Origin of the sequence: Streptomyces sp. NPDC090499 (assembly GCF_044769305.1) — a bacterium.
Taxonomy (GTDB): domain Bacteria; phylum Actinomycetota; class Actinomycetes; order Streptomycetales; family Streptomycetaceae; genus Streptomyces.
On record NZ_JBIVXP010000018.1, the window covers coordinates 180,161 to 204,688 of the forward strand.

26 protein-coding genes are annotated in these 24,528 nt (G+C 72.3%); 12 read left to right on the forward strand and 14 right to left on the reverse strand.

From position 1 onward, the window contains the following. The first annotated feature begins 98 nt into the window (after nucleotides 1-98). Complete coding sequence (locus tag ACIQVL_RS41470) at nucleotides 99-494, forward strand: DUF2267 domain-containing protein (RefSeq protein ID WP_403478051.1); 396 nt, start codon at nucleotides 99-101, stop codon at nucleotides 492-494. A gap of 58 nt (nucleotides 495-552) precedes the next feature. Further along, on the forward strand, nucleotides 553-993 hold the full coding sequence (locus tag ACIQVL_RS41475; RefSeq protein WP_403478052.1) for a DUF2267 domain-containing protein: 441 nt from the start codon (nucleotides 553-555) through the stop codon (nucleotides 991-993). A gap of 342 nt (nucleotides 994-1,335) precedes the next feature. Here the strand turns inward: ACIQVL_RS41475 and ACIQVL_RS41480 are convergent, their stop codons facing one another. Beyond that, complete coding sequence (locus tag ACIQVL_RS41480) at nucleotides 1,336-1,506, reverse strand: hydrophobic protein (protein ID WP_360497489.1); 171 nt, start codon at nucleotides 1,504-1,506, stop codon at nucleotides 1,336-1,338. Between the two features lie 140 nt (nucleotides 1,507-1,646). Between ACIQVL_RS41480 and ACIQVL_RS41485 the strand changes: the two genes are divergently transcribed. Next, on the forward strand, nucleotides 1,647-1,820 hold the full coding sequence (locus ACIQVL_RS41485; protein WP_403478066.1) for a CsbD family protein: 174 nt from the start codon (nucleotides 1,647-1,649) through the stop codon (nucleotides 1,818-1,820). A 990-nt stretch (nucleotides 1,821-2,810) separates the two neighbouring features. Here the strand turns inward: ACIQVL_RS41485 and ACIQVL_RS41490 are convergent. From ACIQVL_RS41490 to xylB, 8 genes are all read right to left on the reverse strand, one after another. Then, the gene (locus tag ACIQVL_RS41490; protein ID WP_403478053.1) at nucleotides 2,811-4,334 is read right to left on the reverse strand and encodes an aldehyde dehydrogenase family protein; all 1,524 of its coding nucleotides are present in this window, start codon (nucleotides 4,332-4,334) and stop codon (nucleotides 2,811-2,813) included. 96 nt (nucleotides 4,335-4,430) lie between these two features. Next, nucleotides 4,431-5,687, reverse strand: coding sequence for a GAF domain-containing protein (locus ACIQVL_RS41495; protein ID WP_403478054.1), 1,257 nt, complete (start codon nucleotides 5,685-5,687; stop codon nucleotides 4,431-4,433). A gap of 102 nt (nucleotides 5,688-5,789) precedes the next feature. Beyond that, nucleotides 5,790-6,392, reverse strand: coding sequence for an N-acetylmuramoyl-L-alanine amidase (locus tag ACIQVL_RS41500; RefSeq protein ID WP_403478055.1), 603 nt, complete (start codon nucleotides 6,390-6,392; stop codon nucleotides 5,790-5,792). 53 nt (nucleotides 6,393-6,445) lie between these two features. Continuing rightward, nucleotides 6,446-7,459: an acetamidase/formamidase family protein gene (locus ACIQVL_RS41505; protein ID WP_403478056.1), complete on the reverse strand. Its 1,014-nt coding sequence runs from the start codon at nucleotides 7,457-7,459 to the stop codon at nucleotides 6,446-6,448. Continuing rightward, complete coding sequence (locus ACIQVL_RS41510) at nucleotides 7,456-8,943, reverse strand: APC family permease (protein WP_403478057.1); 1,488 nt, start codon at nucleotides 8,941-8,943, stop codon at nucleotides 7,456-7,458. The genes ACIQVL_RS41505 and ACIQVL_RS41510 overlap by 4 nt, the downstream gene beginning before the upstream one ends. Nucleotides 8,944-9,104: 161 nt before the next feature. Beyond that, a complete protein-coding gene (locus ACIQVL_RS41515) occupies nucleotides 9,105-9,596 on the reverse strand; it encodes an NUDIX hydrolase (RefSeq protein WP_403445773.1) in 492 nt (163 codons plus the stop codon). Between the two features lie 101 nt (nucleotides 9,597-9,697). Beyond that, nucleotides 9,698-10,906: an ROK family protein gene (locus tag ACIQVL_RS41520; protein ID WP_403445776.1), complete on the reverse strand. Its 1,209-nt coding sequence runs from the start codon at nucleotides 10,904-10,906 to the stop codon at nucleotides 9,698-9,700. A 95-nt stretch (nucleotides 10,907-11,001) separates the two neighbouring features. After that, nucleotides 11,002-12,447: a xylulokinase gene (xylB, locus tag ACIQVL_RS41525; protein WP_403478058.1), complete on the reverse strand. Its 1,446-nt coding sequence runs from the start codon at nucleotides 12,445-12,447 to the stop codon at nucleotides 11,002-11,004. 239 nt (nucleotides 12,448-12,686) lie between these two features. Between xylB and xylA the strand changes: the two genes are divergently transcribed. Both xylA and ACIQVL_RS41535 read left to right on the forward strand, forming a co-directional pair. Next, the gene (gene xylA / locus ACIQVL_RS41530; protein ID WP_403445782.1) at nucleotides 12,687-13,853 is read left to right on the forward strand and encodes a xylose isomerase; all 1,167 of its coding nucleotides are present in this window, start codon (nucleotides 12,687-12,689) and stop codon (nucleotides 13,851-13,853) included. 428 nt (nucleotides 13,854-14,281) lie between these two features. Then, nucleotides 14,282-14,578, forward strand: coding sequence for a hypothetical protein (locus tag ACIQVL_RS41535; RefSeq protein ID WP_403478059.1), 297 nt, complete (start codon nucleotides 14,282-14,284; stop codon nucleotides 14,576-14,578). A gap of 18 nt (nucleotides 14,579-14,596) precedes the next feature. Here ACIQVL_RS41535 and ACIQVL_RS41540 read toward each other — a convergent pair whose 3' ends face one another. After that, nucleotides 14,597-15,880 carry an alpha/beta hydrolase family protein gene (locus ACIQVL_RS41540; RefSeq protein ID WP_403478060.1) on the reverse strand — a complete coding sequence of 428 codons (1,284 nt, stop codon included), beginning with the start codon at nucleotides 15,878-15,880 and terminating at the stop codon, nucleotides 14,597-14,599. Between the two features lie 303 nt (nucleotides 15,881-16,183). On the opposite strand from ACIQVL_RS41540, the gene ACIQVL_RS41545 reads away from it, so the two are divergent. Further along, on the forward strand, nucleotides 16,184-16,366 hold the full coding sequence (locus tag ACIQVL_RS41545) for a hypothetical protein (RefSeq protein ID WP_352358723.1): 183 nt from the start codon (nucleotides 16,184-16,186) through the stop codon (nucleotides 16,364-16,366). Between the two features lie 66 nt (nucleotides 16,367-16,432). Here ACIQVL_RS41545 and ACIQVL_RS41550 read toward each other — a convergent pair whose 3' ends face one another. The 3 genes from ACIQVL_RS41550 to ACIQVL_RS41560 form a co-directional block, all read right to left on the reverse strand. Further along, nucleotides 16,433-17,278, reverse strand: coding sequence for a hypothetical protein (locus ACIQVL_RS41550; RefSeq protein ID WP_403445791.1), 846 nt, complete (start codon nucleotides 17,276-17,278; stop codon nucleotides 16,433-16,435). A 159-nt stretch (nucleotides 17,279-17,437) separates the two neighbouring features. Next, the gene (locus ACIQVL_RS41555; protein ID WP_403445794.1) at nucleotides 17,438-17,743 is read right to left on the reverse strand and encodes a hypothetical protein; all 306 of its coding nucleotides are present in this window, start codon (nucleotides 17,741-17,743) and stop codon (nucleotides 17,438-17,440) included. Between the two features lie 138 nt (nucleotides 17,744-17,881). After that, nucleotides 17,882-18,490: a class I SAM-dependent methyltransferase gene (locus tag ACIQVL_RS41560; protein ID WP_403445797.1), complete on the reverse strand. Its 609-nt coding sequence runs from the start codon at nucleotides 18,488-18,490 to the stop codon at nucleotides 17,882-17,884. Nucleotides 18,491-18,631: 141 nt separating this feature from the next. Here ACIQVL_RS41560 and ACIQVL_RS41565 point away from each other — a divergent pair, with 141 nt between their 5' ends. The 5 genes from ACIQVL_RS41565 to ACIQVL_RS41585 all read left to right on the forward strand — a co-directional run bounded on the left by ACIQVL_RS41565 (nucleotide 18,632) and on the right by ACIQVL_RS41585 (nucleotide 23,497). Further along, a complete protein-coding gene (locus ACIQVL_RS41565; protein WP_403445800.1) occupies nucleotides 18,632-19,405 on the forward strand; it encodes an MHYT domain-containing protein in 774 nt (257 codons plus the stop codon). 38 nt (nucleotides 19,406-19,443) lie between these two features. After that, the gene (locus tag ACIQVL_RS41570; RefSeq protein WP_403478061.1) at nucleotides 19,444-21,948 is read left to right on the forward strand and encodes a nitrate- and nitrite sensing domain-containing protein; all 2,505 of its coding nucleotides are present in this window, start codon (nucleotides 19,444-19,446) and stop codon (nucleotides 21,946-21,948) included. Continuing rightward, nucleotides 21,945-22,382, forward strand: a complete 438-nt coding sequence (locus tag ACIQVL_RS41575) for a roadblock/LC7 domain-containing protein (protein ID WP_403445806.1) — start codon at nucleotides 21,945-21,947, stop codon at nucleotides 22,380-22,382. The genes ACIQVL_RS41570 and ACIQVL_RS41575 overlap by 4 nt, the downstream gene beginning before the upstream one ends. 18 nt (nucleotides 22,383-22,400) lie before the next feature. Then, nucleotides 22,401-22,814 (forward strand): DUF742 domain-containing protein, encoded by a 414-nt coding sequence (locus tag ACIQVL_RS41580; RefSeq protein ID WP_403478062.1) that lies wholly within the window; start codon nucleotides 22,401-22,403, stop codon nucleotides 22,812-22,814. A gap of 77 nt (nucleotides 22,815-22,891) precedes the next feature. After that, the gene (locus ACIQVL_RS41585) at nucleotides 22,892-23,497 is read left to right on the forward strand and encodes a GTP-binding protein (RefSeq protein WP_403445812.1); all 606 of its coding nucleotides are present in this window, start codon (nucleotides 22,892-22,894) and stop codon (nucleotides 23,495-23,497) included. 3 nt (nucleotides 23,498-23,500) lie between these two features. Here ACIQVL_RS41585 and ACIQVL_RS41590 read toward each other — a convergent pair whose 3' ends face one another. Continuing rightward, on the reverse strand, nucleotides 23,501-23,929 hold the full coding sequence (locus tag ACIQVL_RS41590; protein WP_403445814.1) for a PPOX class F420-dependent oxidoreductase: 429 nt from the start codon (nucleotides 23,927-23,929) through the stop codon (nucleotides 23,501-23,503). A 96-nt stretch (nucleotides 23,930-24,025) separates the two neighbouring features. Between ACIQVL_RS41590 and ACIQVL_RS41595 the strand changes: the two genes are divergently transcribed. Further along, a complete protein-coding gene (locus tag ACIQVL_RS41595) occupies nucleotides 24,026-24,439 on the forward strand; it encodes a roadblock/LC7 domain-containing protein (protein ID WP_403445817.1) in 414 nt (137 codons plus the stop codon). The last annotated feature ends 89 nt before the right edge of the window (nucleotides 24,440-24,528 follow it).

The following is a 24,528-nucleotide window of genomic DNA, read 5'->3' on the forward strand; positions in this document are numbered from 1 at the left end:
GGCCGGACAGGTGCGGAGAACGGGCACCCGATCTTCCCTTCACCCCGTTCTCCGCACCCCGTGGGCAGACCGAAGAAGCTGGAAGGGGCGGCAGCGAGATGACTCTGCGACGCGAAGCGTTCCTCGACCACGTGAGGGAGCGCGGCGAGTACGGCACCGCGGAGGAAGCCGAGCGCGCGGCCCGTGTCGTGCTCGCCCTGCTCGGCGCGCATCTGGTCGGCGAGGTCCGCGCCCAGCTCGCGGCACGTCTCCCGGAGGAATACGCCCTGATCCTGCTGAACCCACTGCACAGCGCCGAACCGCTGTCCCCGGCGCGGTTCGTGCGGGCGGCCTCGGCCTGGATCGAGGGCGCCACCGAGCAGACCGCGACCTGGGACGTCAGCGCCGTGCTGTCCACGGTCGCCGACGCCTCCGGCGAGGACCTCCTGGGCCAGATACTGCTCCAGCTCCCCGCCGGCTACGACCTCCTCTTCGGCCGCCCCCAGCCCACCTGACCCCGATCTCGGTGCCACACACCCCCACTCTTCTACGATACGAAAGGCATGCACCGCAGTGATGACCGACGTGCGCGTACCGGCTGACCACCGGCAGCCGTACTCGACGGCGTATGAACAGATGCTGGAAAAGGTCCGCTACGAGGGTGCCTACCCCACCCGCGAGCGAGCGGAGGAAGCGGTCCGGCTCGTCCTTGCCGGACTGGGACGCCAGCTGACCGGCGACGAACGCGTCGACCTCGCCGCCCGCCTGCCCCTGGAAGCGGCACGCGTGCTGACCCTGCAAATCCCCGACCCGCACCCCCTCACCGGGTGGGGCTTCGTCAAGGACCTCGCCGCCCGCACCGGTGGATCCCTGGCCACCACCCGATGGGACACAGGCTCGGTCTTCTCCGTCGTCGCCGCGCACGCCGGCCCCGACCTGATCACCCGCATCCTCGGCCAGCTGCCGGCCGGCTACGCCCTCCTGTTCGGAGCCGAACTCACCCAAGTCGCATAGACACACACCGACCCGGGCTGGGCGTGGAGACCGCCACGTTGCGCCCCCGATATGGTTCGGGATTGCGGACGACGAGCGGGCACTGAACCGCGTGCCGCCTACGGCGGAGAGGGGAGGTCGCCCACTCGCGGGCGGCGCTCGTCTGAGGTCGGGGGCGGGGTTCAGGCCGGAGGTTGCGCGGGTTGCACGCGCGTGCCCGCCCCGCCCTCGACGGTGAACCATCTACCCCCGCATCCCATGTGCACCCGCACGGGCACCTTGCATCACATCTCGCGTAACGCGGTGGGGGCTCGGCCAGCACGCTGGCCGAGCCCCCACCGCGTTGATCGTGGATAGGTCAGGTCACCATCGGTACCAGCGTCCGCGACCGCCGCTGGCGTTGGTGGAACGGGCGACGAAGCCGAGAAGCCACAGCACCAGCACCACGACGGCGACCCACCACAGGACCTTGACGGCGAAGCCGGCACCGAAAAGGATCAGCGCGAGAAGAAGAACAAGCAGCAGGGGAACCATAGTTATCTACCCCCTGCGCCACCGATTGCCCTCCACTGGCGAACTCATTCCTCGAATTCACCTTGTTTGTGAAGGTGAGCGAGGGGCACCCTGAGCTGTGCCGCGAGAGCGGCGAAAAGAACTACGAGGGGGCGCGATCCGTGCCTGCCGGCGAGGGGACCGGGGCGAAGACCGAGCAGGCCAAGAGCAAGGCCAAGGAGACCCTTGGAAACGCGGTCGGCAACGAGCACATGGCTGCCCAGGGCCAGATGGAGAAGAGCACCGGGGATGCCCGCGAGGCCAAGGAAAAGGCCAAGGACACGTTCAAGCACTGACACCTCACACCGCCCTGTGAGATCGAGAGGGGGCTGTTCCGGATCAAATCCGGAACAGCCCCCTCTGCTGTCGGAACGGCCCGCAGCGCGCCCAGCATGCTTCCGAGTGACCGCGTCCATCCCGCCTCGGAGAAGCCGCCTCCTGGAACCTGTCCTCCCGCGCGCATCAGGAGGACAGGTCAAACTGGCTTCCCTGCCGCAGGGCAGTACGGATGCGGCCGCGCCCATGCTTTCACCCAACTTTCCGAGGCCACAGGAGAGCGAGGTGCCTGCGGACTACGAAGCGCTGCTCACCGTCTTCCGCAGGTATTCCGGGGTGCTGAGTACCGGCCCCCGCCGAGCAGGTTGCGCTCGACGAGCGCCAGGCTGGCCCCCTGCCCCGGCGAGCCTGGCGGCTCCCGGAGCAGGCCCCACCCTGTTCAAGACTGTTACCGAAGGCCGGTCCAGGCGGCCTTTCGGCAGAGGACTGGAAAAAGGAGAGCAGATCACTACGCAGCGCCGCGCCGTGTGCGGTTATGCGGCGAGCAGCGCGGACAGGCTGCCCCTGCCTTGCGCGGGGCGGCGGCCTGCTCGTGACGGGCCTACTTGAACCCTCCCGGGCCAGCCTCGCCCGCGGGCTCCGCCAAGACTTCGACACTGTCACCGTCGGCCTCACGGTGGAGTGAAACTCCGGTCGGGTCGAGGGCAACGTCAATCGGGTGAAACGCGTTAAGAGGGACGGCTACGGGCGAGCTGGCTTCGGCCTACTCCGCTTGCAGATCCTCTATGCGGACTGAACGCCGTCAGGCTCAGCCACCGGCCACAGTAGTGGATCGGAACCGTTTGTCATGGCCGCCGTCATGGGGTGACGTCCTTGGTCCGCGACTGGTCCGGCGGGAACTCTCTCGGATGCCAGACGGTAACGCGAAGAACCCAATTGATTACAACGGGTACCTACCGGGTCGGGTTGCCTGGAGCCCAACGATGCCTCCAGGCAACCCGACTTCAGGGCTAGAAGAAGCCAAGCTTCTGTGGGCTGTAAGAACAAAGAATGTTCTTCGTCTGCTGGTAGTGCTCCAGCATCATCTTGTGTGTCTCGCGGCCGATACCCGACTGCTTGTAGCCGCCGAACGCGGCGTGTGCCGGGTAGGCGTGGTAGCAGTTGGTCCACACCCGGCCGGCCTGGATCGAACGGCCCGCGCGGTACGCGGTGTTGATGTCGCGGGTCCAGACGCCCGCGCCGAGGCCGTACAGGGTGTCGTTGGCCGTCTTGATCGCGTCGTCGAAGTCGTCGAAGGACGTCACCGAGACGACCGGGCCGAAGATCTCCTCCTGGAAGATCCGCATCCGGTTGTCGCCCTCGAAGATGGTCGGCTGGACGTAGTAGCCGCCCTTCAACTCGCCGTCGTAGTTGATGCGTTCGCCGCCGGTGAGGATCTTCGCGCCCTCCTGCCGGCCGATGTCCAGGTAGGAGAGGATCTTCTCCAGCTGGTCGTTGGAGGCCTGGGCGCCGATCATCGTGTCGGTGTCGAGCGGGTGGCCCGGCTTGATCAGACGGGTGCGGGCGACCGCCGCCTCCATGAACTCGGCGTAGTGGCCGCGCTGGACGATGGCCCGGGACGGGCAGGTGCAGACCTCGCCCTGGTTGAGGGCGAACATCGTGAACCCTTCGAGGGCCTTGTCACGGAAGTCGTCGTCGTGCGCCCAGACGTCGTCGAAGAAGATGTTCGGGGACTTGCCGCCGAGTTCGAGTGTGACCGGTTTGATGTTCTCCGAGGCGTACTGCATGATCAGCCGCCCCGTGGTGGTCTCGCCGGTGAAGGCGACCTTTGCCACCCGCGGGCTGGACGCCAGCGGCTTGCCCGCCTCCACGCCGAACCCGTTGACGATGTTCACCACGCCCGGCGGCAGCAGGTCCGCGATCAGGCTCATCCAGTAGTGGATGGAGGCCGGGGTCTGCTCGGCGGGCTTGATGACGACCGCGTTCCCCGCGGCGAGGGCCGGCGCGAGCTTCCAGGTCGCCATCAGGATCGGGAAGTTCCACGGGATGATCTGCGCGACGACGCCGAGCGGCTCGTGGAAGTGGTACGCCACCGTGTCGTCGTCGACCTCGCCCAGCGAACCCTCCTGCGCGCGGATCGCCCCCGCGAAGTACCGGAAGTGGTCGATCGCCAGGGGGATGTCGGCGGCCAGCGTCTCCCGCACCGGCTTCCCGTTCTCCCAGCTCTCGGCGACCGCGAGCGGTTCGAGGTGGGCCTCCATCCGGTCGGCGATCTTCAGGAGGATGTCGGAACGCTCCGTCACCGACGTACGGCCCCAGCCCGGCGCCGCCGCGTGCGCCGCGTCCAGCGCCCGCTCCACGTCCTCGGCGGTGCCCCGCGCCACCTCGGTGAACGGCTGCCCGTTCACGGGCGACGGGTTCTCGAAGTACTGACCGCGGGCCGGCGGCACGTACTCGCCGCCGATGAAGTGGTCGTAGCGCGCCTGGTAGGAGACGATCGCGCCCTCGGTGCCGGGCGCCGCGTAACGGGTCATGGTGGCCTGCCTCCTTGCAGATGCGCTGCCCGCCCTCGGGCAGCTCCCGGCGCGGAGGCTAGGGGAGCGGAGGTTGCGCCCACGTTGCGCGGCAGGTCAGCCGACCGGCGCCGTGAGCTCCGCCTCCAGGGCCGCAAGCCGGGACCGCACGGCCGCCGTCGGCCGCACCGCCGCCAGCGCCCGCCACACCTCGACGTCGTCCTCGCCCCACGGCGCGTGCGCCCACTCCGCCAGCAGGTCGGGGTCCTGACACCCGATCAGCGCGGCCCGCATCCCGCCCGCCAGCCGCTGCCTGAGCCGTACCACCGCGGGTGCCTGCGAGCCCGGCAGCAACGGTCCGGTGTACGCCCCTGCGGCCGCCGTCACCGCGCCCGCCTCCAGCCGCCGCTCCACCACGCCCGCGTCCGACTCGACCGGCGCGGCCAACCGGTACGGACGGGAGGCGAGCAGCCCCGGGCCCAGCAGCCGGCGCAGCCGGACCAGTTCCGCCCGCAGCGTCACCGGCGTCACCGACTCGTCCTCGTACAGCGCGCACAGCAGTTCGTCGCCGGTCAGCCCCTCCGGGTGGCGGGACAGCAGCACCAGCAGCTCGCTGTGCCGGCGGCCGAGCCGGATCCGGCGGCCGTCCAGCCGGAGCTCGGCCTCGTCCCGGCCGAGCACCGTCAGCGCGGGCGCCTCGTCGGCGGGCACCGGCGGGTCGAGCAGCGCCAGCTGTGACTCGGCGGCCCGCGCCACCGCCTGGACGAAACCCAGGCTGTGCGGATGCGCCAGCCGGTCGCCGCCGGTGATGTCGACGGCACCCAGCACCCGTCCGGTGCGCGGATCGTGCACCGGCGCCGCCGCGCACGTCCACGGCTGCACCCGGCGGATGAAGTGCTCAGCCGCGAACACCTGCACCGGCCGGTCCACCGCCACCGCCGTCCCCGGCGCGTTGGTCCCGACCGCGGTCTCCGACCAGCGCGCGCCCGGCACGAAGTTCATCCCGTCCGCCCGGCGCCGGGTCGCCGGATGCCCCTCCACCCACAGCAGCCTGCCGTCCGCGTCACACACCGCCAGCAGGTGCTCGCCGTCCGCCGCGAACGTGCCCATCAGCTCCCGGAACAGCGGCATCACCCGGGCCAGCGGATGCTCCGCCCGGTACGCCCCGAGGTCACCGTCCGTCAGCTCCACGCGCGCCGCGCCGTCCGGCCCCACCCCGGCCCGCGCGGAACGCCGCCACGACTCGGCCACCACGGACCGCACCGGACGCGGCACGGTACCGGCCGTGGTGAACGTTTCGTGCGCCCGGCGCAGCACCCGGGCGCGCTCGGCAGGGTCGGCCCCCGGTTCCAGGGCCACCCAGGGATCGGTCAACTCGGCCTCCCGACGGCGATGCGGCTGGGGACATCGTCGTGCGGGGTGTTCGCGCCGACAACCGTTTCGACCGGCCTCCCTCCGCGGACCGGTCCACGGGCCTCACTCCGCCTCTCCCACCAGCCTCATGTAGCGGACCCAGTCCCAGTGTTTGCCGGGATCGGTGTGGTCGGTCCCCGGCACCTCGACATGCCCGATGACGTGCTCGCGGTCCTTCGGGATGCCGTATCTTTCGCAGATCGACGCCGTCAGCCGCGCCGACTCCCGGTACAGGGCCTCGGTGAAGTACTCCGGCCTGTCCACCCAGCCCTCGTGCTCGATGCCGATGCTCCGCGTGTTGTAGTCCCAGTTCCCCGCGTGCCAGGCCACGTCGGTCTCCCGCACGCACTGCGCGACATGCCCGTCGGCCGAGCGCACCAGGTAGTGCGCGGACACCCGCTTCTTCGGGTTCTGGAAGATGGACAGCGTGCCGGCGTACGCCTGCTGCGTGACATGGATGATCACCCGGTCGATCGGGTACTCGTCGGGACGCAGGGCCGGTGTCCGGTTCTCGCTGCTCGCCGCCTGCCACTCGGCCGACGGATAGTCGACGACCCCGGTCTGCGCGCCCGCCCGGCCCGCGGGGAGCAGCGCGTACGGGACGACGGCGAGGGCCGCGCCCTTCAGGAGCCGCCGCCTGCTGGGGAGCGGTCGTACCCGGTCCATGGATGGGGTGCCTTTCGGAAGCGTGCTCGCGGCACGGGGGAGTCGAGGGCCGGTCAGCGACGCAGGGCCGCCGCCGTCTCACGCAGTCGCGCATGCAGTCCGCGGTAAGTCTCGCGCGCGGGCAGCCACTCCTTGCGGAGCTTGGCCACACACGTGTAGTTGGTGTCGCACACGTTGGCCAACGGCGATTCCACCGTCTGGGTCGCGTACTGGTAAGCGTCGAGTTCACCGAACCCGTAGTCGCGCACCAGCCACTGCACCAGGTCCAGCTGCGATATCCGGAAGGCGTCCTCCAGCGGACGCGCCGACCCCGTCGAGACGATGTGCGTGTCCGACTCCAGCCGGGGCCACGGCGTCGCGATCCCCTTCAGCAACTCCACGATCACGACGGTGTTCATCGCGCACTCCACGGCCACCCCGCAGGTCTCGCCCTCGCCCTGCCGCGCGTGCCCGTCGCCGAGGCTGAGCAGCGCGCCCTCGACGTTGACCCCGAGGTAACAGGTGACGCCGGCCCGCATCTCCGGCGTGTCCATGTTCCCGCCGTGCGCGTCCGGCACCAGGGCCGAGCGCACCTCCAGGTTCGCGGGGGCCACCCCGACGGTGCCGTGCATCGGGTCCAGCGGCAGCTCCAGCTCGATGCCGCCCTCGTGTGCCCGGAACAGGGCCGTGCGCCGGGTCCGGTCCAGCTGCCAGATCCAGACCGTCTCCGGCAGCGGCGGCTGGAGCGTGGCCGTGGTGTGTGTCGAGGTGAGCGCCCCGAACAGCGGGACCGTCGTGGACGCCGCCCAGTCCCGGGCCGGTTCGATCGACACGAAGTGCACGGCGACGGTGTCGCCCGGCTCCGCGCCCTCGACGTGGAAGGGCCCGGTCTGCGGGTTGAGGAACGGGAACTCGCAGACCTCGGAGACCAGGTCCTTCTCCGACCGCACCCGGCCGGCGAAGCAGTCCTCCGTGTACAGGTCGAGGACCGTGCCGGGCGCGATCCGCGCCACCGGCGGCGCCCCGCCGAACGTCCAGGCGTAGTCGTCCGGTCCGGGCCGGACGGCGAGGATTCGGGGGTCGCTCATCGCGGTCGTGCTCCGTTCTGTGCTGTGACGATGCCGGTGGTGTCGTCTTCGAGGTGGACCCGTGCGGTCTCGGCTATGCGCTCGGGGTGACGGCGGACCAGCACCAGGAGGACGACCACTCCGATCGCCATCCACACCCCGACCACCGGACCGGCGTACGACACCGGGGCGGTCAGCTTCGTCACGAAGTCGAAGACGGGCAGCCCGGCCGCGGTGAGCAGGGCGGGGACGAACGCCACGATGCCCAGCAGCGGGAGGAGCAGGTGCCGCACCGGCTTGAGGGACGGGCGGCCGCGGCGCAGGAAGTAGCCGGCACAGGCGAGGTTGACGACGATGTAGACGGCGGTCACGACCGTGACGATCACCGTGGCCAGCAGCAGGAACCCGGTCACCGGGTCGTAGCCGAAGCCCAGCCCCAGCACCGCGCCGACCGCCACGACCGTCTGGACCGCGATGCCGGCCACGGGGGAGCGGTACCGCGGGTGGAGCGTGGCGAGGACCCGCGGGAGGACCCGGATGCGGGCCAGTGCGAAGGCCGTCCGCGTGGACACGTTGGCGCAGGCGTTGGCGTTGGCGATCGTCGAGTTGACGACCGCGAGGAACACCAGCACCCAGAAGAGCCCGAAGGACGTCCGGGCGACGCCCTGCCAGGACGCCTCGCCCGCCGCCCCGAAGGAGGCGAACCGGTCGGGGCCGAAGAACACGGTCATCCCGTAGGTCGTGACCACGTAGAACAGGCCGATCCCCAGGGCCGCGCCGAGCACCGCGCGGTGCATGGTGCGGCGCGGGTCGCGGGTCTCCTCGGCGAGCGGCGCGGCCGCCTCGAAGCCGGCGAACGCCAGCACGGTGTAGACGGAACCGGCGAAGACCCCGCTGACCCCTTCGTAGCCGTTCGCCGTATGGGAAGTACCGAACACGGAGAGGGTGTTGTGGCCGCCGGCCCGGATGATCAGCCATCCGGCGAAGACGAGGAACACCGCGATCTCGAAGACCCCGAGGACGGTCCCGAAGCGTGCCGACGCGCGCACCCCCAGGTACCCGGTGACGGCGATGACGGCGGCGCCGGCCAGCGCCCACGGCCACCACAGGTCGGCCGGCCAGGAGGCCCACTCGTCGTGCAGGGTCCCCGCCGCGGTGAACCCGAGCTGGAGCAGCAGCAACGGCGGTACCAGCGCCTCCACGAACACGTAGCCCCAGCCGACCAGGAACCCCACGGCCGGATGCAGCCCCTGCGCCGCGTACGTGGCCACGGACCCGGCGGCGGGCAGCTCGCGCGCCAGCTCCGCCACGCACGACGCGGTGAACAGGCAGGCCACCAGGGCGATCAGCACGGCCAGCGGCAGGCTGCCGCCGGCGAACGCCGCCCCCGCGGGAATGGACGCGGCGACAGCGGCGGCAGGCGCCATCGCCGTGACGCTCTGGAAGAGCACCTCCCGCAACCCCACCGCGTCCCGCCGCAGTCCCGCGGCCGCCTCTCCCGACATACGTCCCCCCGACGTGCGTGTTCTGCTCGTTCCGGCAGATGCCTCGCGTGAATCACGGTACGGCGCTTGCGGGTTGGGCAGAAGAGCGCCCGGAGGTTCCGTGGACGGAGCGGCGACTGTGGACAACGGCCTCACCCGGACGGGTGACGGAAGTGCGCGCCTCACACGGGCTCTCCCTCCCGCAGACAGACGCAGGAGCCCGAACTTGCCGCCGAATGGAGCGCGACGAGGGCCGAGAACGGCGCGACGAGCGGCGTCACCGCCAGCTCCCGCAGGGAGATCAGGGCATGCCGGTCGTGCTCGTCGCTGAGCCGTACTGCCGTCCCCTCGGGGAGGATCCCGCCGTCGAAGTAGCAGTCCAGTACAGGGCCGGTGCCGTCCACGTCGGCCCGGTGGTCGATACCGAGCAGCCTGAGCGCCGGACCCAGAACGATGCCGGTCTCCTCCAGCATCTCCCGCCGGGCCGCGGTCAGGGGATCCTCGCCGTGGTCGAGCATCCCGCCCGGCAACCACCACTCGCCGGCCACCGGCTGGCCGGGGCCGTAGCGCAACAGCAGGACCCGATCACCTTCGTCCCGTATGAACACGCACGACGCGATGAGAGCCTGGGGCTGGGTCCTGATCCACTCCTCGCGGGGAACCCACTCGGCCACGCCAACCTCCCGGAGTCCGACGGAACTTCAGGGTGACTCCCCAGGGCACGGCCGTCCCGAACCCGCGGGCGTGAAGGCGGAGACTTCCGGGCGCCTCTCGGTCAGACCCGCTCAGCCACGGTCGCCGGATCGTCAAGGACGGCCCGGATCACCGAGTGGGCCGCGCCGAGGAGGGGGCCCTCGGAGCCCAGGCGGGAGACGGAGACCGGGCAGGCCGGGCCGGTTGTGCGGTCGGCCAGCTCGGCTTCCAGGGAGGGGAGGAGCCAGGGCGCGAGACCGGCCAGGGCCCCGCCCAGGACCACGGACTCGGGGTCGAGGAGGTTGACGGCGCCGGTCAGGGCGATGCCCAGGGCCGTACCGGCGTCCTCCAGGGCACGTCGCACGCCCTCGTGGTCCGCGCCCGCCCGTTGTGCGAGCAGTCCTACCGCGTCCTCGCGGGACTCGAGGCCGGCCGCGCGCAGCACCGCCTCCTCGCCGGCGTACTGCTCCAGGCAGCCGCGCCCGCCACAGGCGCAGCGCGGCCCGTCGGGGTGGACCGGCACATGGCCGAGTTCGCCCGCGAAGCCGCGTTTCCCGCGCAGCAGCTGTCCGTCCACCACGACGGCGGCGCCGATGCCGATCTCCGCCGACACGTGCAGGAAGTCCCGGGGCGTCGCGTCGCCGAGCCACAGCTCGGCCAGGGCGCCGAAGTTGGCCTCGTTGTCCACCGTCAGCGGGAGGCCGGCGGGCAGCAGCGCGGCGAGGTCGGTGTCGTGCCAGTCGAGGTTCGGGGCGTGCACGACCGTGTGCCCGTCGCGGGCCACCAGGCCGGGGACGGCGACCGCGAGACCGGCGGGCCACAGCCCGTGCCGTTCCGCGTCCGCCACGACCAGCCGGACCAGGCCGGTCAGCTCCGCCAGCACCGGGCGCGGATCCCGGCCCCGGTTCGCACCGTGCCGCACGGCACGCGCGCGTACCTCGCCGCGCAGGTCCACCGCGCACACGGCGAGGTGGTCGACCCCGACCTCCGCCCCGAGACCGGCCGGACCGTGCCCGCTCACCGCGAGCGCCGAGCCGGGCCGCCCGACGCGGTTGGGCCGCTCAGGTCCCAGTTCCTCCAGGAGTCCCCAGCGGATCAGCTCGTCGACGAGGGTCGACACGGCCGCTCTGGTGAGGCCGATGCGGGAGGCGACCGCGGCCCGCGACAGCGAGCCCTCCGCACTGACGGCGTGCATCACGCGCGCGAGGTTGCGCCGGCGCATGCCCTGCTGGGTGTCCGGCAGGGCACGGCCGGTCGCCGTCGGACGGGCCTCGTGCAGCGGTGCGGTCATGCCTCCATCAATCCTCTGGGATTCTCCGGGATCCTCTCGAATCCCCTCGAATCCTCTTGTAACCCTTTCGAACCCTCTCGGCAGTCCCCTGCCGGTCAGCGGTTCTCCGGCGCCCGCTCCAGCAGCGGGGCCGCGTCGGAGAGTACCCCGGAGATCCTGGACAGCGTCCCCGTGTCCCGCTCCACCGCGTCCAGCACGGGCCCCGCGGCCGTGTTCCAGCGGCGCGCCACCGCCGCCGGGTCCTCGCCGGTGAGCAGCCCGGCCGCCTGCGCGGCGGCGCCGAGGGCGACCAGTTCCTTCGCCTCGGGCACCTGCACCGGCCGCCCGGACAGCCGCCGTACCGTCTCCTGCCAGGCCCGGCCCCGGGCGCCACCGCCGATCAGCAGCAACGGGCTGGTGCGGTCGGCGTCCTCGTCGAGCACCAGGTCCAGGGCGCCCAGCAGGGCGTGCACGGCGCCGTCGTAGGCGGCCTGGAGGAGCTGGCCCGCGGTGGTGTCGTGGCGCAGACCGTGCACCAGGCCGGAGGCGCTCGGCAGGTTCGGGGTGCGCTCGCCGTCCAGGTACGGCAGCAGGGTCACCGAGGTGCCGGGCTCGACGGCCTCGCGGTCCAGGCCGAGCAGCGCCGCGACCCGGTCGACCGCCAGGGTGCAGTTCAGGGTGCAGGCGAGCGGCAGCCAGTCGCCGTGCGCGTCGGCGAAGCCCGCCACCGTGCCGGTCGGGTCCGCGGGGCGATGCCTGGAGACCGCGTACACCGTGCCAGAGGTGCCGAGGCTCAGCACGGGGGTGCCCGGACGCAGTCCGAGCCCGAGCGCGGCCGCCGCGTTGTCGCCGGTGCCGGGCGCCACCAGGGTGCCCTTGGAGAACGGCAGGTCGTGGCTGTCCCGGACGGTGCCGGCGACCTCGCCCGGCCGGACCACCCGGGGCAGGAACGCCGGGTCCAGGCCCACGTGGGCGAGGGTCTCCGCGTCGTACGCCTCGGTCGCCGACGCCCACCAGCCGGTGCCGGAGGCGTCACCGCGGTCGGTGGTGCCCAGCCCGGTCAGCCGCTCGGTGAGGTAGTCGTGGGGGAGCCGTACCGCCCTGGTCGCCCGGACCGCCTCCGGTTCGTTCTCGGCCAGCCAGGCCCACTTCGTGACAGTGAACGACGCGCCCGGCACACTCCCGGTGCGCTCCGCCCAGGCTTTCGGGCCGCCCAGCTCCTCGATCAGCCGCTGTGCCTGCGGTGCCGAGCGGACGTCGTTCCAGAGCAGCGCGGGCCGCACCGGCTCGCCGTGCTCGTCCAGGGTGACCAGGCCGTGCTGCTGCCCGCCGATCGACACGGCCGCCGCCTCGTGCGCGGCGTCCCCGCACTGGCGCAGCGCCTCGCACAGCGCGTCCCACCACTGGCGCGGATCGCTCTCCCGGCCCGCACCGGTGGTCACGGTGTGCGGTGCCTGGCCGCTCGCCACGACCTCGCCGGTGGACGCGTCGACGACCAGCGCCTTGGTGGACTGGGTGGACGTGTCCACGCCGACGACGAGCGGACCCTCGGCTGCTGACATCGGGCTCTCCCTTTTTCCGCGGCTCGCGGGTGATCTGACCTGCAGTTTTACCGGTTCGTCGGGGTGTCGCGACCCGGTTTTCGTCCTTCGGGGACAGGGTGACCCTTCCCAGGGACGCGTCGGCATACTAATTTGTAAACCGCGATGACGAAATAGTCGGCACGACAGTCATCCACCGGAGATCCACCGGTCATCCACCGCAGTCATCGAGCACAGCCCCCGAGCAAGGAGCCGCGGCAATGAGCTTCCAGCCCACCCCCGAAGACAGGTTCACCTTCGGCCTGTGGACCGTCGGCTGGCAGGGAAGGGACCCGTTCGGCGACGCCACCCGCCGTGCCCTCGACCCCGTCGAGACGGTCCAGCGCCTGTCCGAACTGGGCGCCCACGGTGTGACGTTCCACGACGACGACCTGATCCCCTTCGGGTCCTCCGACAGCGAGCGCGAGTCGCACATCAAGCGCTTCCGGCAGGCCCTCGACGCCACCGGCATGAAGGTGCCGATGGCCACCACCAACCTCTTCACGCACCCGGTCTTCAAGGACGGCGCGTTCACCGCGAACGACCGTGAGGTGCGCCGTTACGCGCTGCGCAAGACGATCCGCAACATCGACCTGGCCGTCGAACTGGGCGCCGAGACGTACGTCGCCTGGGGCGGCCGAGAGGGCGCCGAGTCCGGCGCCGCCAAGGACGTGCGGGTCGCCCTCGACCGCATGAAGGAGGCCTTCGACCTCCTCGGCGAGTACGTCACCTCCCAGGGCTACGACCTGCGCTTCGCCATCGAGCCCAAGCCCAACGAGCCGCGCGGCGACATCCTGCTCCCCACCGTCGGCCACGCCCTCGCCTTCATCGAGCGCCTGGAGCGCCCCGAGCTGTACGGCGTCAACCCCGAGGTGGGCCACGAGCAGATGGCCGGCCTGAACTTCCCGCACGGCATCGCACAGGCCCTGTGGGCGGGCAAGCTCTTCCACATCGACCTCAACGGCCAGTCCGGCATCAAGTACGACCAGGACCTGCGCTTCGGCGCCGGTGACCTGCGCGCCGCCTTCTGGCTGGTCGACCTCCTGGAGAGCGCCGGCTACGCGGGCCCGAAGCACTTCGACTTCAAGCCGCCGCGGACCGAGGACCTCGACGGCGTGTGGGCGTCGGCCGCCGGCTGCATGCGCAACTACCTGGTCCTCAAGGAGCGCGCGGCCGCCTTCCGTGCCGACCCGGAGGTCCAGGAGGCACTGCGCGCCTCCCGACTGGACGAGCTGGCCCAGCCGACCGCCGCGGACGGCCTCCAGGCCCTCCTCGCCGACCGCACGGCCTTCGAGGAGTTCGACGTGGAGGCGACCGCCGCGCGCGGCATGGCCTTCGAGCAGCTCGACCAGCTGGCGATGGACCACCTGCTGGGCGCCCGGGGCTGAACACGCACGCGCGCGTGAGGGCCGCTTTCGCAGCGGTGCCCTCACGCGCGCGTCGTCCTCGATGCCCGGATCCGGTGCCCGCACGACCGGTTCGCACCGGAAATGCTCCGGAATCGTGCGGTCCGTGGCATGAGTCCGTGTCAACTCCCGCGCCGGGCTCGCACGGAGACCGGAACGCGGTGACTCTTGGCGGTATGGCCATGCCGCCCGTACCGCCACGCCCGCCCGGCCCGCCGAACGGCACTCCGCCGCCCGGCGGAGGCTACGACCCGCCTCCGTACGGGGGATACGACCCGCCACCGCACGAAGGTTTCGGATCGCACCCGCAGGCCGGCTTCGGTGCTCCCCCCGGTGACCGGGAGCCGCCCACCGCCGTCGGGTGGATGCCACCGCGCCCACCGGGGCCGCCCCGTCGGCGCAGGGGCCCGTTGCTCGCCGTTCTGGCCCTGCTGGTTGCTGCGGTGGCCGTCGCCGTCGTCGTCCTGATGACGTCCGGCGGCGACGGCTCGACCGACAGGAAACCCGGTGCGAGCAGCCCGAGCCCTTCCGGCCCGGCCCGCCCTTCGCTCGGCCTTCCCGGCGGGCTGCCCAGCAGCCTGCCGTCGGGCCTGCCGAGCGAATTCCCGTCGCAATGGCCCTCGGAACTGCCGAGCGAGTGGCCGAGCGGTCTGCCGAGCGAACTGCCGAGCGGTCTGGATTCCGTGCTGCCCTCACTGCTCGGGTAGCCGCGGCCTCCGGTCTGCCTACCCCAGCGTGCGGAACCACCGCACCACGGCGGCGGTTCCCGCCTGCTGGGACCCGAGATGGCGGGAGCCGCCGTAGTCCGGGGTGCCGAGGTCGACCATCGGGGCGTCCACGCCATGCGCGCGCAGGGTGGCGTGGCAGTGGACCGTGTTCGTGTTGACGGCCTGCTCGTCCCCTTCGGCGTAGTAGAGCCTGACCGGAGCCCGCGGCACCCAGTCGGTGCACACGCTGTCCGTGGTCCGCAGGGCCGCCGCCAGCGGTCCGGTGGGGTGGGCCAGCATCGCCCGGCCGCGGGCGGTGAGCAGCGCGTCCAGGGAGTCCGGGGTGCCGGCCACGACCTCCTGACCGGTGTGTGTGCCGTCCAGCAGGTCCTCGACCGTGCGATCGTACGGTGCCCGGAACACCTGGGCCGGCGTGTCGTAGAGGTGGTACAGGCGGTTGAACGCGACCAGGGCCAGCGCCGTGTAGATCACGCTCGCCTTCGGGTCCGTCTGCCCGGCCAGCAGCGACGGAATCGCCACGTCCCGGAACGCGTAGGCGCCGCTGACGGGTGCCACCGCACGGAGCCGGAACCAGCCGTCGGCCCCCGCCTGCAGCGACCGGGCCAGCCCCAGCGCCGCCGACGCGCCCTGGGAGAAGCCGGTGGCCAGTACGTCCCGGCGCATCTCCCGGCCCTTCCGGGCCGCGACGGTGCGCGACGCCCGCAGCATGTCCAGCGCGGCCGTGGTCTCCGACGGCACGTCCATCCAGGGGTGGGGGCCGGGGCCCAGGCCCAGCCCGAGGTAGTCGGGGAGCACCGCGGCGAACCCGGCGGACGCGTAGGTCAGGGCAGGTGCCTGGTCCCACACCTCGGCCGAGACCGAGGCGACGTCGCCCTTGAACAGTTCGGTGCCGTGCGTGAACGACACCGCTCGCAGCCGTCGTTCACCGCTGCGCGGCAGGGCCAGCAGCCCGCTGGCGGTGGTCGGCCTGCCGTGCGGGTCCACCGTGCGGTACACGATCCTGAAGGTGTCCAGGCCGTAGCGCACGGCGCCGGTGTCCCAGGCGCCGCCCTCGTCGCCCGCCAACTCGGCAGCGGCCTGCCGGGCGGTCAGTGTCCGCAGGTGCTCGACGGACACCACGGTGCCCCGTGACGCGTGTGCCCCCGTCGGGGCGGAAGTGGCAGCCTCCGGTGCACCGGACCCCTGCGCGACCACAGCCGTCGCGCCGCTCGCGGTCAGGGCCACCGAAACTGCCGAAATCACCAGTAATCTGCTGATCCGCTTCATGTTGGTTCGCTTCATACCGTGACCGTACGAACCGCCGCAGCCACCGGCCATCCGGCCAACAGGCCTGTGCGGGTGGGGTTTTCCGCAGGGCCGAGCCGTTCCGGGCTGCTCCGGGCCGCTCCGGGACGTCCGGCGCGGCGGTCTACCGGGGGTGGTTACCCTGGGGCGGAGCTGCTTCACAACCTGTTCGAGTCGGTACTCGGGGACACGTAGGGGTGGCTCGTCAGGGATGTCTCAGGGGCGTGGTCCGGAACCGTGGGAAGCGCGGGCCCGTTCTCACATCAGAGAGCGGCAAGGGCCGCGAAGGAGGCGACGCTGATGTCGAAGAACGCGAAGATCGCCGCAGGAGGTGTGGCGGTCGGGCTCATCCTGCTGATATGGCTGCCCTGGTGGGTGACGTTCCTGATCGTCGTGGGCGTCCCGGTGGCCGCGTACCTGACCCTCGACCCCTCGCAGCGGCGCAGGCTGCGCCGGGTCACGCGCAGGGAGATCGGCCGCTGAGCCACCTGCCCGGGACCGCGCCCCGCCCCTGACCTGCGCCGGGCGGCGGGATGCGGCCCGGCAGGGTCACAGGGGCCGTACGGCCATCTTGTCGAGGGCTTCCAGAAGGCCGGGGAGTTCGGGGCCCCGGCCGACCGGCAGGACCTCGCCGGGTTCCTCGTCGAGGAGGACGAAGGCGATGTCGTCGGTCCGGGCCACCAGCGACCAGCCGGGCCCGTCGGCGCGCAGCGTGCGCGCGTCGCCCGGGGCGAACGAGGAGCGCACCCGGCCCAGCGGCGGAGGCGCGTCCACGTAGGCCCACGCCTCGGCCAGGACCCGTCGCACTCCGACGTGACCCTTCGGGGCCTCCGGGGCCGCCTCGTCGTCCTGCGGGGCCTTCTCGGGGGCTTTCGCGGCCTCGGCGGCCGCCGGGAAGTGGTCGTCGCTGATCTGCTCCCGCCAGATCGCCCACTGGAGGGCGATCTCGTCCGCGCCCAGCCGCCGCTGCGCCGGACCCCAGATGCTGGTGTCCGGCGGGGTCAGCGGGGCCTGGTCCGCCACCTCCGGACCGGGGTCGTGCGGCGCGGGCACGTTGGGAGCCGCCACGGCGACCGCCAGCGGCCAGCCGGGCAGGGCGGCGACCACCGTGCGCTCGTCCGGCGACAGGTCGTACTCCATGCCGCAGTCCCAGGACGCGATCGCGACGGCGACCAGCGAGACGTCGTCGATGACGACCGTCCAGCGCGCCCCTTCGCCGTCCTGGCCGAGCACCAGGCCGTACCCGTCGGCGCGCGGCGCCAGCTCCAGAGCCGCGCACGCCTCCGGATAGTCGTCGCCCAGCACACTCGGAAACTTCGCCGGCGTCAGCAGCACCGCCGTGAGCACGTACAGAGCCTCGTCCGCGGCGACGGCCTCCTCGTCGGTCCCGGCCATCCCTGCCTCCCCAGTGGTTCGTCCAACGGCGCGCACCCTAGTGCGACGGGAAGGCCCTTGTCACGACCGGCTTCCACACGCGAGCTGCAGGTTTCCACCGGGACGGGACGAAACGACCTCGCAGGCACGGAAGACCGTGACCTCAGCGATACCGAAGGGTCAGGCCACCGGCAGCCCGAGAAGGTCGCGCGCCACCGCCGCCGGTGACGCGTCGCGCTCCCGGGCCAGGGCGACCACGGCCCGGCACGCCAGCTCGCTCACCCCGAACGACAGCGCCTCCGGCGACACCCAGCCCGCCGCCTCCTCGATCCGGTCCTGGTCGTCCTCCGCACGGGCGGCGACATAGGCGGCCGCGGCCTCGAACAAGTTGTGCGCGCGCCGCTCACGGCTCGCTCGCGCTTCCGGCACCGCTCCGCCCTCGGCGCCCCGCCGTCTGCCTGCGTATCTGCGGATCCGGTCGAACACGCGGGTCTCCTTCCCCCTGTCGGCTGTCGGCAGCGAACATCTGCCTTCCTCCGTCGAACGTAGGGTTGAAGCCCCGGCAACAGAAGAGGGCGTGGCACAGTGGGATCGGCCCGGCGCCTTCGCCTCGGCGGTCGCCGGCTAGCGTCCGCGGACCGCGAGCGCCAGGAACCGGGCGTCCTCGTCCACGTACGACGTCATGCGCCAGCCCGAACCGGCAAGCAACGGACCCAGACTGCCCTCCGCGCGCAGATCGTCCGGCGTGATCTGCCGCCCCTGGCGCGCGGCCAGCGCGGCCCGGCCGATCGGGTGGAACAGTGCGAGGGTGCCGCCGGGGCGGACCACGCGCGCCAACTCCCGCAGGTTCTCGGCCGGACGGGGCAGATGGGCGATCAGGCCCGCGGCGAACACGGCGTCGAGGGACTCCGAACGTACCGGCAGCGCGGCGACGTCGGCGAGCAGCAACTGCCCGTCACGGTCCCGCCCGGCCTGCCGGGCGGCCTGGAGCATCGCGGGTGTGAGGTCCGTCCCGAGAACCGTGCCGGTGGGCCCCACGGCCCGGCGCAGCGGCGGCAGGGCGCGGCCGGTGCCGCACCCCGCGTCGAGGACCCGGTCGCCCGCACGCAGCCCCAGTTCGGCGACGGCGGCCGCGTACGCGGGACCGTCGTCGGGAAACCTGCTGTCCCAGTCGGCCGCCCGTGCGGTGAAGAACTCCCGGACGTGTGTGTGGTCATCGCTCATGGTCCGCATGATCCCTCACCGTCACGGAGGACGACTCTGCGCGCATGTTCGAGCGGGACGCGATCGTTCCGGCACATCTCTGAGTCATATTGCAACACCTTTCGAAATGCGCCCCCTTTGTGCGCCCGTGCCCCCTAGCGTCCCTGGGCCATGGGACATCTGCACCACGCCACCTTCGGCTGGCTGACCCCCGTGCTCTCGTACGCCATGGCCTGCATAGGCGCAGCCCTGGGGCTGCGCTGCACGGTCCGCGCGCTGGCCAGCACCGGCCGCTCGCGCCGCAACTGGCTGCTCACCGCGGCCTCCGCGCTCGGCACCGGCATCTGGACCATGCACTTCGTGGCCATGCTCGGCTTCAGCGTCAGCGGCACCGACATCCGCTACGACGTGCCGCTGACCGTCCTCAGCCTGCTCGTTGCCGTGGCCGTCGTCAGCGCCGGCGTCTTCGCCGTCGGCTACAGCCGCGACCGCAACCGCGCACTCCTGCTCGGCGGACTCACCACCGGGCTCGGCGTCGCCAGCATGCACTACCTCGGCATGGCGGCCGTCCGGCTGCACGGCGCCGTGCACTACGACCCGATGCTCGTCGGGCTCTCCGTCCTCATCGCCGTGGTCGCCGCGACCGCGGCCCTGTGGGCGGCGCTCAACATCAGTTCGCCCGTCGCCGTCACCGTCGCCTCCCTGGTCATGGGAGCGGCTGTCAGCAGCATGCACTACACCGGCATGTTCGCGGTCAGCGTGCACGTCACGCCCTCCGGCAGCCCCCTGTCCGGGGCCACGGCGATGCAGTTCATCTTCCCCCTCGCCGTCGGCCTCGGGTCCTATCTGTTCCTCACCTCGGCCTTCGTCGCGCTCTCGCCCACGGCCGGGGAACGCGAGGCGTCCGCCTCGGCCCAGCGGCCCGTCGCGGGCACCGCGCGCTGAACCGGCGCCCGGACCCGTCTTTCCCGAGCGAGGAGGCCATGCGTACACCCCGTAGGACCCCGACAGCAGGCCCGGAGACACCGTCATCGCGGCCGCCGCGCGGCCGCCGCGCGCACGCCGGACCACCCGCCGACGAACCGGTCGACGACGTCGTCGGCACCGCATCCGACAACGCGGCCACCCGGCCCGGCGGCTGGCGGATGCGCCCGCGGACCGTGCGGGCCAAGGTCGTCTGCCTGCTCATGGTGCCGGTCATGTCCCTGCTCGCCCTGTGGGCGTACGCCACGGTCACCACGGCCCAGGACGTCGCCCGGCTGCGCCAGTCCCAGCGCGTCGACGCCGCACTGCGCACCCCGGTCGCCACCGCCGTCGCCGCGCTCCAGGCCGAGCGGGCCGCCGCGGTCCGGTACGCGACCGACCCCGCCGCCGAACGGAGCGCGGACCTCAAGCGGCTGGGGACCGACACCGACCAGGCCGTGTCCGAACTACGCCTCGGCAAGGACAGCACCGTCGCCGACGGCGAGGAGCTGCCCTCGGGCGTCGCCCAGCGCCTGCAGGCCTTCGTCACCGGCGCCGAGCAGTTGCCCGCCCTGCGGCGAGAGGTACAGGACCGCGGTGCCGGCTGGGACGCTGCCTACGGGCAGTACACGCAGGTCATCGCCTCGGCCTTCGCCGTGGACGGCGCCCTCACCGGCATCCAGGCCGACGACATGGGCTCCGACGCGCGCGTGCTGCTCGAATTCTCCCGGGCGGGCGAGGCGCTGGCCCAGGAGGACGCGGTCCTCGGCGGCGCGCGTCCGGCCGGCGGCCTCGACGGCGAGCGGCTGCGGCTGTTCACCGGCGCCGTCGACACCCGCCGCGTCCTCACCGACGCGGCCGTCGCCGACCTGCCCGGTGCCCAGCGCACCGCCTGGCACCGCCTTGCCGACGGCGACGACTACGCCGCGCTGGGCGCCGCCGAGGACCGGATCCTGGCGAGCTCACCCGGCGCCAAGGCGGTCGGCGCGGCCTCGGAAGCCACCTGGAACACCGCGCACACGCGCGTGCAGGACGGCATGCGGAGCATCCAGGCCGGCACGGCCCACGCGGTGGCCGGCCAGGCCGACCCGTTCGAGCGCGGCCTGCTCTCCCCGGCCGGCGCCGCCGTCCTGTTCGGCCTGCTCGCCGTGGTCGCCTCGCTCGTCATCTCCGTGCGCATCGGGCGCGGCCTCGTCGTCGAGCTGGTCACCCTGCGCAACAGCGCCCTGGAGATCGCCCGCCGCAAACTCCCCGAGGCGATGCACAGGCTGCGGGCGGGCGAGGAGATCGACGTCCGTGCCGAGGCACCCCCGGGGCCGCCCGCGGAGGACGAGACCGGACAGGTCGCCGAGGCCCTCGGCACCGTGCACCGGGCCGCCCTGCGCGCCGCTGTGGAACGCGCCGAACTCGCCAGCGGCATCTCGGGCGTCTTCGTCAACCTCGCCCGCCGCAGCCAGATCCTGGTCCACCGCCAGCTGAGCCTGCTGGACAGCATGGAACGCCGCTCCGACGATCCCGGCGAACTGAGCGACCTCTTCCGCCTCGACCACCTCACCACCCGCATGCGCCGCCACGCGGAGAGTCTGATCATCCTCTCCGGCGCGGCCCCCGGCCGGGCCTGGCGGATGCCCGTGTCCCTGACCAACGTCGTACGGGCCGCCGTGTCCGAGGTCGAGGACTACGCGCGCGTGGAGGTACGGCAGCTTCCCGAGGCGGCCGTCGTCGGCGCCGCCGTCGCCGACCTCACGCACCTGCTCGCCGAGGTCGTCGAGAACGCCGCCCAGTTCTCACCGCCGCACACGCGCGTGCGCGTCACCGGAGAACCCGTCGGCAACGGATACGCCGTGGAGGTCGAGGACCGCGGGCTCGGCATGGGCCAGGAGACCCTCGCCGAGGCCAACCGGCGCATCGAGCAGTCCGAGGCCCTCGACCTGTTCGACAGCGACCGGCTCGGCCTCTTCGTGGTCAGCAGGCTCGCGGCCCGGCACGGCATCAAGGTGCACCTGCGCACCTCCCCGTACGGCGGCACCACCGCGGTGGTCCTGCTGCCGAAGGCCCTGCTGCACGGCGGCCCGGCGGAACATCCCGTCCCCCAGGCCGTCGACACCGGGCAGGCACCGGCACGCGCCCACGCGCGCGTGCCCGGTGCAGCCCTCCCCGAGCCGGCCTCCGCCGGCCGTCCCGCCCTAGCCGTCACCCACACCGCACCGCGACCCGCGCCCGAACCGCCGCCCCCCGGAGTCACCACCTTGAGGCCGCACCGCCCACCGCACGACTCCGAGCCCTCCGACGAAGAACTGCCACGCCGGGTGCGGCAGGCGAGCCTCGCCCCCCAGCTGCGCGATCCCCGTGCCGAGGAGCCCGCGCCCGCCCGCGGCCGGGACGAGCGCACCCCCGAAGTCGTCCGCGACCGCATGACCGCCTACCGCGACGGCTGGGCGCGCGGCGGCGGCAGACGGCCAGGCCGCGGAGCCGCCCCGGAACCCGAAGAGGGCACCGACCGCACCGAAGGAGACCGCCCATGATCCAGGACCCGAGCCCGAGGACGGACCGGCGCTCCGGCGAACTCGACTGGCTCCTCGACGACATGGTGCTGCGTGTCACCGAGGTACGGCACGCCGTCGTGCTCTCCAACGACGGCCTCGCCGTCGGCGCCTCGACCGGCCTCGAACGCGAGGACGCCGAGCACCTCGCCGCCGTCGCCTCCGGGTTCAACAGCCTCGCCAAGGGTGCCGGACGGCACTTCGGGGCGGGCGGGGTGCGCCAGACCATGGTCGAGATGGACGACGCCTTCCTCTTCGTGGCCGCCGCGGGCGACGGCTCCTGCCTCGCCCTGCTCACCGACGTGACCGCCGACATCGGCCTGGTCGCCTACGAGATGGCCCGCCTGGTCAAGCGTGTCGGCGAGCACCTCTACACCGCACCGCGCGTCGCCGCCCGGCCGCCCGCCGCCGGCTGAGCCGGAAGACCGCCACCGATGACCGACTACTTGACCGGCACACCGCACGAGCCGGGCAGCCAGTGGTACGACGGCGAGGCCGGGCCGCTGGTCCGCCCCTACGCCATGACCGGGGGCCGGACCGAACCCGGCCCCACCGGCGTCAAGTTCGACCTGATCGCCCTGGTCACACTCGACCCGGGCCGGTCCGGCACCGAGGACGACACCCCGCTCGGCCCCGAACACCGCGCGCTGGTCGACCTGTGCCGGCTGGAGACGCAGTCCGTCGCCGAACTCGCCGCCGGCGCCGACCTCCCTGTCGGTGTGGTCCGGGTGCTCCTGGGCGACCTGCTGGAAATGGGCCGCGTGACGGTGAGCCGCCCGGTGCCACCGGCCCAGCTGCCCGACGAACGGATTCTGCGCGAGGTCATCGCGGGATTGCGGGCACTGTAGATGAGCATCCGGAACCAACCGGGCCCGAGCCGGCCAGAACAGACGCCTTCCAGCAAGCCCTTCCGAGAGAAGTGATCATGGTCTCCGAGCACCCCGAGTCCACCACCGACGACACGTCGGCCATGGCGCTCAAGATTCTGGTCGCCGGCGGCTTCGGCGTCGGAAAGACGACCCTGGTCGGCGCCGTCAGCGAGATCCGGCCGTTGCGCACCGAGGAGATGCTCAGCGAGGCGGGCCAGCTGGTGGACGACACCGACGGCGTGGACCAGAAGGTCACCACCACCGTCGCCATGGACTTCGGACGGATCACCATCCGCTCCGGTCTCTCCCTGTACCTCTTCGGCACCCCGGGCCAGGACCGCTTCTGGTTCCTCTGGGACGAGCTGTCGCAGGGAGCCCTCGGCGCCGTCGTCCTGGCCGACACCCGCCGCCTGGAGGACTGTTTCCCGGCGGTCGACTACTTCGAGCACCGGCGGATCCCGTTCGTCGTCGCCGTCAACTGCTTCACGGGTGCCCGCTCCTACGGCGCCCAGGACGTGTGCCGCGCCCTCGACCTGGACCGGGGCACGCCCGTGGTCCTGTGCGACGCGCGGGACCGGGACTCCGGCAAGGAGGTGCTGATCCGGCTCGTCGAGTACGCCGGGCGGATGCACACCGCCCGGCTCCTCGACTCGGTGGGCTGAGCCTCAGCCCGTCAGGTCCTTCAACGCCACGACCTTGTCCACGGTGACCCGGACCAGCAGCTCGCCCGGGACGCCGTTGCGGGCGCCGAACTCCTCCGCGCGCTCCGCTCCCATGTACCGAGCCGCGATCCGGGTGGCCGAATCACGCAGTTCGCCCAGGTCCTCCGACAGCCGGGCGTGCCCGTTCAGCACCACGAAGTGGAAAGGGGGCCGGTCGTCGTCCACGCAGAGGGCGACACGCCCGTCACGGGCTAGATTGCGCCCTTTCACGGTGTCCTTGCCGGTGTTGAAGACCAGCTCGTCCCCGTCCAGCAGGAACCAGACGGGCGCCACATGAGGGCTGCCGTCTGCGTTGACGGTGGACAGTTTGCCGGTACGGGTGCCGTGCGAGACGAACGCCCGCCATTCCTCGTCGGTCATCTTCTCTGCCATGCCCCCATCCTCCTTGCCCGGACGCCGGTGGTGGGGAAGGCTGGCGGGGAGATCCTCCAGCCAGGGGGAGACGGTACACGGGGAGACGCTTACGACATGACGCAGAACCAGAAACTCGGCTGGCTGCTCGACGACCTGACCGAACGTGTGGAGCACGTACGGCACGCGCTGGTCCTGTCGAACGACGGGCTGGTCACGGGAGCCAGCACCGGCCTTCGCCGGGAGGACGCGGAGCATCTGGCCGCCGTCGCGTCCGGGCTGCACAGCCTCGCCAAGGGCTCCGGACGGCACTTCGGGGCGGGCCAGGTCCGGCAGACGATGATCGAGTACGACGAGGCGGTTCTGTTCGTCACCGCGGCCGGGTCCGGCAGCTGCCTGTGCGTGCTCAGCGGTGCGGAGGCCGACATCGGCCAGATCGCCTACGAGATGACCCTGCTGGTCAACCGCGTCGGCGAACACCTCGCAGTGGACGCCCGGCAGCCGGAGAGCTCTTCTGTGATAGACCTCTGACGCGTAAATAGGTGCAGGTCAGGGCGATCGTGGGCAGGGCTGGGTGCCGGGTGGCTGTGGGCCGCCGGGCGTCTGGTCTTCTGGTCTTC